The sequence below is a fragment of the Micromonospora palythoicola genome (genome assembly GCF_036689795.1).
GTDB classification, from domain to species: Bacteria; Actinomycetota; Actinomycetes; order Mycobacteriales; family Micromonosporaceae; genus Micromonospora; species Micromonospora palythoicola.
This window is the reverse complement of record NZ_JBAGKI010000118.1, coordinates 1-7,088: the sequence shown is the minus strand read 5'-3', so window position 1 is coordinate 7,088 and position 7,088 is coordinate 1. Positions and strand designations below refer to the sequence as shown.

6 protein-coding genes and 1 pseudogene are annotated in these 7,088 nt (G+C 73.7%); 6 read left to right on the top strand and 1 reads right to left on the bottom strand.

Going from position 1 to position 7,088, the window contains the following annotated elements:
- Nucleotides 1-99: 99 nt before the first annotated feature.
- Both V5O40_RS27550 and V5O40_RS27545 read left to right on the top strand, forming a co-directional pair.
- On the top strand, nucleotides 100-771 hold the full coding sequence (locus V5O40_RS27550; protein ID WP_332908154.1) for a BON domain-containing protein: 672 nt from the start codon (nucleotides 100-102) through the stop codon (nucleotides 769-771).
- A 27-nt stretch (nucleotides 772-798) separates the two neighbouring features.
- Nucleotides 799-1,983, top strand: a complete 1,185-nt coding sequence (locus V5O40_RS27545) for a glycosyltransferase family 4 protein (RefSeq protein ID WP_408631962.1) — start codon at nucleotides 799-801, stop codon at nucleotides 1,981-1,983.
- Nucleotides 1,984-1,996: 13 nt separating this feature from the next.
- On the opposite strand, the gene V5O40_RS27540 is transcribed toward V5O40_RS27545, so the two are convergent.
- On the bottom strand, nucleotides 1,997-3,694 hold the full coding sequence (locus V5O40_RS27540; RefSeq protein ID WP_332908153.1) for a serine/threonine-protein kinase: 1,698 nt from the start codon (nucleotides 3,692-3,694) through the stop codon (nucleotides 1,997-1,999).
- A gap of 187 nt (nucleotides 3,695-3,881) precedes the next feature.
- Between V5O40_RS27540 and V5O40_RS27535 the strand changes: the two genes are divergently transcribed.
- From V5O40_RS27535 to V5O40_RS27520, 4 genes and pseudogenes are all read left to right on the top strand, one after another.
- A complete protein-coding gene (locus V5O40_RS27535; protein ID WP_093405517.1) occupies nucleotides 3,882-4,712 on the top strand; it encodes a patatin-like phospholipase family protein in 831 nt (276 codons plus the stop codon).
- Nucleotides 4,712-5,728, top strand: coding sequence for a 1-acyl-sn-glycerol-3-phosphate acyltransferase (locus V5O40_RS27530; protein WP_332908152.1), 1,017 nt, complete (start codon nucleotides 4,712-4,714; stop codon nucleotides 5,726-5,728). The genes V5O40_RS27535 and V5O40_RS27530 overlap by 1 nt, the downstream gene beginning before the upstream one ends.
- Nucleotides 5,729-5,737: 9 nt before the next feature.
- Nucleotides 5,738-6,058 carry a divalent-cation tolerance protein CutA gene (cutA, locus tag V5O40_RS27525; protein WP_269738116.1) on the top strand — a complete coding sequence of 107 codons (321 nt, stop codon included), beginning with the start codon at nucleotides 5,738-5,740 and terminating at the stop codon, nucleotides 6,056-6,058.
- Between the two features lie 48 nt (nucleotides 6,059-6,106).
- Nucleotides 6,107-7,088, top strand: a pseudogene (locus tag V5O40_RS27520) (hypothetical protein); the annotation flags it as partial.

The window sequence follows — 7,088 nt, the reverse complement described above, 5'->3', positions numbered from 1 at the left end:
CGTCCCGGGCCCGGTACACCCACCCCGGGTGAACCGGGCTCACCCCGCCGGCCGGCAACATCGGCGGCGGAGACTGCCGAAGCGGAACCGGAGGGTGTCATGACCACGGCGACGGCCACCCGCAGCGACGACCAGATCCAGCGCGACGTGCTCGCCGAACTCGCGTGGGACGCGCAGGTGCGCTCCACCGACATCGGGGTGAGCGTGCACGACGGAGTGGTGTCGCTGGCCGGCGGCGTGGACAGCGCCGCCCGCAGGTGGGCGGCGGTGCGCGGGGCCCAACGGGTACGCGGGGTGCGGGCGGTCGCCGACGACATCGAGGTACGACCCACCGGTCCGGTCGACATCACCGACTGCGACCTGGCGATCGCGGCCAGCCGGGCGCTGGAGTGGCACAGTTTCGTGCCGGCCGAGCGGCTGGACCTCACCGTCGCCGACGGGTGGCTGATGCTACGCGGCACCGTGGAGTTCGGTTGGCAGCGGCGTACCGCCGAGCGGGAGTTGCGCCGGCTGCGGGGCGTACGCGGCGTCACCAACCTGGTCGAGGTGCGGTCCGCCGCGCCGGCCGACGTCGACCGGATCCGCACTGACGTCCAACGGGCCCTGATGCGGGGAATCGGCACGGAACGGGTGGTCGTCCAGGTACGCGGCGACACGGTGACCCTGAGCGGGGTGGTGCGGTCCTGGTGGGAGCGGGATCAGGCGGAACGGATCGCATGGTCGGCTGAGGGCGTGTGCATGGTACGTGATCACCTGCTGGTGGGTGGCTGATCTGGCGATCCGGCCCCCGGTTTGTCCATGCCGGGACCGGGAAGACGCTCGATCCCAGCAGGGAAGCCGATCGGGGCCGACGCCCCCGCACAGCAACGGGGAGGGCACGTGGCCGACAACCTCGCGCGCGAGCAGCGGCTGCGGATCGCCATGGTCGTGCCGCCCTGGCTGTCGGTGCCGCCGCCGGGCTACGGCGGACTGGAACACGTGGTGGCCGGTCTGGTCGACGCCCTGATCGCCCGGGGGCACGCGGTGACGCTGATGGGTGCCGGCGCGGCGCACGGCACCGCCGCCGACTTCCTCGCCACCCTCGACGAGTTGCAGTTCGACCGCCTCGGTGCGGCGCTGCCCGAACTGGCCCACCTGGCCCGGGTCAACCATCTGCTCAGTGCGGCCGATTTCGACATCGTGCACGACCACAGCACGATCGGTCCGCTGGTGGCCGGGCGACGGCAGGTACCCACCGTGGCCACGGTGCACGGAAACCCGGTGGGCGAGTACGGCACCGTGCTCAGCGACACCGACCGGGGGGTGGGCCTGGTGGCGATCTCACACACCCAACGGGGGTTGAATCCGCAGCTGCCCTGGGTCGGCACCGTGCACAACGCGATGAGCCTGGACGGCTTCCCGCGCAAGGAGGCCCCCAGCCAAGGACCGGTGTTGTGGCTCGCCCGGTTCAGCCCGGACAAGGGGCCGGAACTGGCCATCCGGGCCTGCCGCGCGGCGGGTCTGCCGCTGGTGCTGGCCGGCAAGTGCAACGAGCCCGCCGAGCGGCGCTACTACGACGAGGTGATCCGGCCGATGCTCGGGCCGGACGTCACGGTGGTGCTCGACGCCGACCGGAAGGCCGTGCTGCGGCTGCTGGTCGAGGCGCGTTGCCTGGTCATGCCGATCCAGTGGGAGGAGCCGTTCGGCATCGTGATGCTGGAGGCGATGGCGACCGGGACGCCGGTGGTGGCGCTGAACCGGGGCGCGGTGCCGGAACTGGTCCGCCCCGGGGTGAGCGGGTTGATCTGCCAGCGGCCGGACGAACTGCCGGCGGCCCTGCGGCGGTCCGTCGACCTCGCCCCGGAGGACTGCGTGGCGCACGTGGCCCGGACCTTCTCCACCGAGCGGATGGCCGCCGGCTACGAGGAGGTGTACCGCCGCTTCCTCGCGGCCGCGACCCCCCGGGCCGCGGTCCGCGAGCCGGCCCGGGTCACCCCGGCCTGACCGGTCGTGCCGCTCAGACCTGCGCGGCACCGAGCGCGGTGATCGCCGCGTCCAACTGCTGCGCGTACGCCGGGCTCAGACCCTTCTCGCGCAGTCGGATGGAGACCTTCTCCCGGAGCCGGGCGACGCCGGGCCCCAACTCACCCTGACCGCCGGTCACCTCCCGGGTCAGGTTGCGCAGTTCGTTGCGCAGGTCGAGGCCGACATCGTCACGGATGCCACCGTCGGCGAGACCGGCACCGATCACCTCGTCCAGACGGTTCGCGGCCTCGACGAGGCTGTCGCCACCCGGGGGCGGGTTCGGCGCGCCGGTCGTCGCCGCTGGCGTGGCCGAGGTGCTCGACGGTGCGGGGCTCGGCGGCACGCTGACGGTGTCGTCCGGTGGGGCCGGCTCGGCCGTCGCCGTCGGACCGGTCGTGGGCAGCACGGCGGGCGGTCCGGCGTCGTCGTCCGGCAGCAGTGCCGGCACCGTCAGCGCCGTGGCGACCAGTGCGACCACGGCCGCCGTGACGAGCAGCGGGCGCCACGGTCGCCGCCCACGCTGCGGGTCGTCGCCGGTCACCGGTGCCGGGCGCGGTAGCCGCCGCCCCCGACCCGGATCCACCCCGGAGACCGGTACGGACCCGCCGTCGACCAGCCCGGTGGCGGTCTGTGTGTCGCGCCCGTCCGGCGGCCCGGCGGCGCCGTCGACCGTGCCACCCGGAGCGACCGAGATGCCTGCCGGCGCGCCGGAGAAGGCCCCGGCGAGAGCAGGCTGCAGAGCGGTGGGGCCGACGGTCGGTAGGACCCAGGCGGGAGCCGGGGCGGCGACGTCGGGGCGGCCCGTCGTGGGCAGCGTGACGGTGGGCGCGAGCATCGTGCTGGCCTGCGGATCGGCGGGCAGCATCTGGTCACGCAGCACGGTGGCCACCTGCCGCGCGGTGGGACGGTCGGCAGGATCCCGCGACAGGCAGCGCAGACAGATCTCGGCCACCGTGGCCGGCAACCCCGGCACCCCGGCCAGCGACGGCGGCGGGCGCTCGGCGAGCGCCACGGTGAGTTCGTCCCAGGTGTCCGCCGGGTACGGCACCCGGCCGGTCAGGGTCTCGTGCAACAGCACCCCGAGCGAGTAGACGTCGGTCGCCGGTTGGGCCGGCGCGCCGTCGAGCCGCTCCGGCGCCACGTACGCGGGGGTGCCGAAGGTGGCACCGTCCTCGTCGTCGTCGGGGGCGCCGATCCGGGTGGCGATGCCGAAGTCGAGCACCTTCGCGCCGACCTGGGTCATCATCACGTTGGCCGTGGTGATGTCCCGGTGCACGATGCCGAGCCGGTGCGCGGCGGCCAACGCGTCGGCGACCTGGGCGCCGATCTCCACCGCCTGTGGCCACGGCAGCGGCCCCTCGGTGAGCCGGAACTCCAGCTCCTCACCGGCGAGCAGTTCCATCACCACGAACGAGGTGATGGCGCCGTCCGGCGACACCGTCTCGCCGTAGTCGTGCACCGAGGTGACGTTCGGGTGGACCAGCTGTGCGGCGGCGCGGGCCTCCTCGCGGACCATGTCGCGGAACCTGGCGTCGGCGGCCAGTGACGGGGCGAGCACCTTCAGTGCGACCACCCGGTCGAGTACCTCGTCGTGGGCCCGCCAGATCACCGACATGCCGCCGGAGCCGATCTGGTCGATCAGCCGGTATCTGGTGGCCAGCAACCGGCCGGGCTGCAGCGCTGGCTTCACGGATCGCACCTGCCTCATAGGTGGGAGCGGTATCAGGTTGCGCGAATGTTGCTCACCTGTCAACGGGCCTCGATGCACAACGACGGTTGCGACCGGTCGGTGAGCGCCGCGTCGCGGTGGGGTGCCACGGGCGCGGGGGAGGTACGGGAGGGGACCGTCGGTGCCCGGCCGTGCCAGGATGAACGGCATGGCGCGGGGACCGGTGGCTTTCGTGCTCGGCGGCGGGGGCGTCCTGGGCGCGGTCGAGGTGGGCATGTTGCGCGCCCTGTTCCGGGCCGGAATCCGGCCCGACCTGGTGCTCGGCACCTCCATCGGCGCGGTCAACGGCGCCCTGGTGGCGGCCGACCCGTCCGAGGCGGTGACCGACCGGTTGGTACGGCTCTGGGCCTCCCCCGAGGCCAGCGAGGTGTACGGCGACTCGGTCGCCCGGCAACTGCGACGCTTCGCCGCCCGTACTCACCTGCACTCGCCCCGGCCGCTGCGCAAGCTGTTGGAGAACGAACTCGGTGCCCAGACCACCTTCGCCGACCTGAAGATTCCGTTCCGTTGCTGCGCGGCGAACATCGAGCGGGCCGCCGAGCACTGGTTCGTCAGCGGGCCGGTGGTGCCGGCGGTCCTCGCCTCCGCCTCGGTGCCGGGCCTGCTGCCGCCGGCCCGCATCGGTGATCAGCACTACGTGGACGGTGGGATCGTCAACTCCATCCCGATCGGCGAGGCGGTCGCGGCCGGCGCCGGCCGGATCTTCGTACTCCAGGTGGGCCGGATCGAGCGGGCGCTGGCACCGCCCCGGCGACCCTGGGAGATCGCCCAGGTCGCGTTCGAGATCGCCCGCCGGCACCGGTTCGCCCGCGAGATGGCCGCCCTGCCCGACGGGGTTGAGGTGCACGTGCTGCCGACCGGCGGGCTGGAGCCACGCGACGACACTCCGTGGGCGTACCGGGACATGGCGGCGGTGGGCCGACGGATCAGCCGGGCCTACTCGGCCTCCCGGCACTACCTGGCCAACCTGGAACGCTGATGCCGTTACCGCCGCGTTGGCTGCGCCGTCTGCTGCTGGCACCGGGCGTGGTGCTGCTGGCGATCCTGCTGGTCACCACGGTGCCGCTGTGGGCCCTGCTCGCCCTCGCCGTGTCCCCGTTCGTCCCCGGGCATTTGCGTCCCCTGCGGTTGCTCTGGCTCGGCTGCTTCTACCTGGTCTGGGACGCGACGGCGCTGCTGAGCCTCTTCGGGCTCTGGGTCGGCTCCGGATTCGGCTGGCGGGTACGCGCACCGGCCTTCCAGCGGGCCCACTACGTGCTGGCCGGCTGGTTCCTGCGGGTGTTCTTCTGGCAGGCCCGGTGGATGCTGCGGCTGCGCATCGACGTGGTCGGTACCGACCCGGACACCGCCCTGCCGGGCCGGCCGGAACTGGTGCTGTGCCGGCACGCCGGTCCAGGTGACTCGTTCATCCTGATCCACGCGTTGGTGAACTGGTTCCGGCGGGAGCCACGGATCGTGCTCAAGGACACGCTTCAGTGGGATCCGGCGATCGACGTGCTGCTCAACCGGCTGCCGAGCCGGTTCATCGCGCCGGGGCACGACGGCCGGGGCTCGCTGACCGAGCAGGTCGGGCATCTGGCCACCGGGTTGGACGAGGACGACGCCTTCGTGATCTTTCCCGAGGGCAGCAACTTCACCCCGAAGCGCCGGTTGCGGGCCATCGCCCGGCTGCGCGACCGGGGACACGAGCGGATGGCGCTGAAGGCGGAGGCGATGCGGCACGTACTCGCTCCACAGCCGGGTGGACTGCTGGCGGCGCTGGACGCCGCACCCGACGCCGGGGTGATCTTCGTGGCGCACACCGGCCTGGACCGGATGCTCACCGTCACCGACGTGTGGCGGGAACTGCCGATGGACAAGCGGCTGGTGATGCGGTTCTGGTCGGTGCCGCCGGAGGAGGTGCCGACCGGCCGGCAGGAACGCATCGACTGGCTCTACGAATGGTGGAGTCGGATAGACGAGTGGATCGCGACCAACCGCGACGACGCGACGTAGGGTGCGCGGGTGGAGCAGATCAGCGTGGTGACGACGGTGGTCGACGCGCGGTCGGTCGCCGATCTGCTGGCCGCCGCCGCGGTGGCCGGGCGGTTGGCGGCCTGCGCGCAGGTGGGTGGCCAGGTGGACAGCACATACTGGTGGCGGTCGGGCGTGGAGACCAGCACCGAATGGTCGGTGCAGTTCAAGACCGCGCCCGACCGGGTCGACGCGTTGGTCGAGCAGTTGCGGGCCAGCCATCCGTACGAGGTGCCGGAGATCCTGGTCACCCGGGTCGAGTGCGGCCATCCCGGGTACGCCGCCTGGGTCTTCGAGCACACCCGTTCCTGAGTACGCGCACTCTGGTGCCGGCGGCGTCCGGCCGTCGAGGATGACGGCGTGGACAACGCCTACCCCTGCCCGGCCTGCGGAAGCCCGGCGAATCTGACCTCCGGCTGCACCGGCTGCGGCCGACCGCCGCACCAGGCCGCCGCCGAGGTGATCCGGCTCGACCGGGAGATCGTCGCGCTGGGCGGTGAGGTGCAGCGGGCCCGTCAGGCGTACGAGGGGTTGGCCGGGCGGCTGGACGCGGTGCGGCGGCGGCGGGACGGACTGGCCGCCGCGGTCCGGGCCGAGTTCCCGGTGCCCGGCACGCCGCCGAACCACCGCGCCGTACCGGCCGTCGGCGGGCACCCGGCGACCGCTCCGGCGCCGGCCGGTGGCCGGTCCGCGTCCGTCCCGGTACGCCCGGGCGGCGCGGAGACGTCGACGCGGACCGTGCAGGGCCTGCTCTTCGTCCTGGGTGGACTGCTGCTCGGCACGGCGGCGACGGTCTTCACCGCGGTCGCCTGGGCGTCGGTCGGGGTGGCTGGTCGGGCAGCCATCCTGCTGGCGTTCACCGCGCTGCTGCTGGCGGTGCCGCTGATCGCACGTCGGCGGGGACTGCGCGGCACCGCGGAGACCTTCGCCGCCGTCGGGCTGCTGCTGGTACTGCTCGACGGGTACGCCGCCTGGTCGGTCGACCTGTTCGGGGTGACCGCCTGGCCGGGCAGCCGGTACGCCGCCCTGGTGGTGGCGATCAGCGCGGCGGTGACGGTCGGTTACGCCCGGATCAGCCGTCTGGCCGTACCGTGGTTCGCCGCGCTGCTGGTCGTTCAGCCGTTGTTGCCGCTGCTGGCCGCCGAGGTCCGTCCGGAACCGGCCGGGTGGGCGGTGGTCTTCGTCGGGGTGGCACTGGTCGACCTGGCGGTGGTCGTCGCGCTGCGGCGGCGGGGCGGGGGGGGGGGGGGCGGGGGGGGGGGGCCCCCCACCCCCGCGGGGGGGGGGGGGGGCCGGCCGGGGGGGGGGGGGGGGGGGCGGCGGGGGGGGGAGGGCCCCGGCG

Bases quoted from the DNA above. Each gene is read 5' to 3' on its own strand.
- V5O40_RS27545 (WP_408631962.1), top strand. From the start codon at position 799: ATGCCGGGACCGGGAAGACGCTCGATCCCAGCAGGGAAGCCGATCGGG.
- V5O40_RS27550 (WP_332908154.1), top strand. From the start codon at position 100: ATGACCACGGCGACGGCCACCCGCAGCGACGACCAGATCCAGCGCGAC.
- V5O40_RS27535 (WP_093405517.1), top strand. From the start codon at position 3,882: ATGGCGCGGGGACCGGTGGCTTTCGTGCTCGGCGGCGGGGGCGTCCTG.
- V5O40_RS27530 (WP_332908152.1), top strand. From the start codon at position 4,712: ATGCCGTTACCGCCGCGTTGGCTGCGCCGTCTGCTGCTGGCACCGGGC.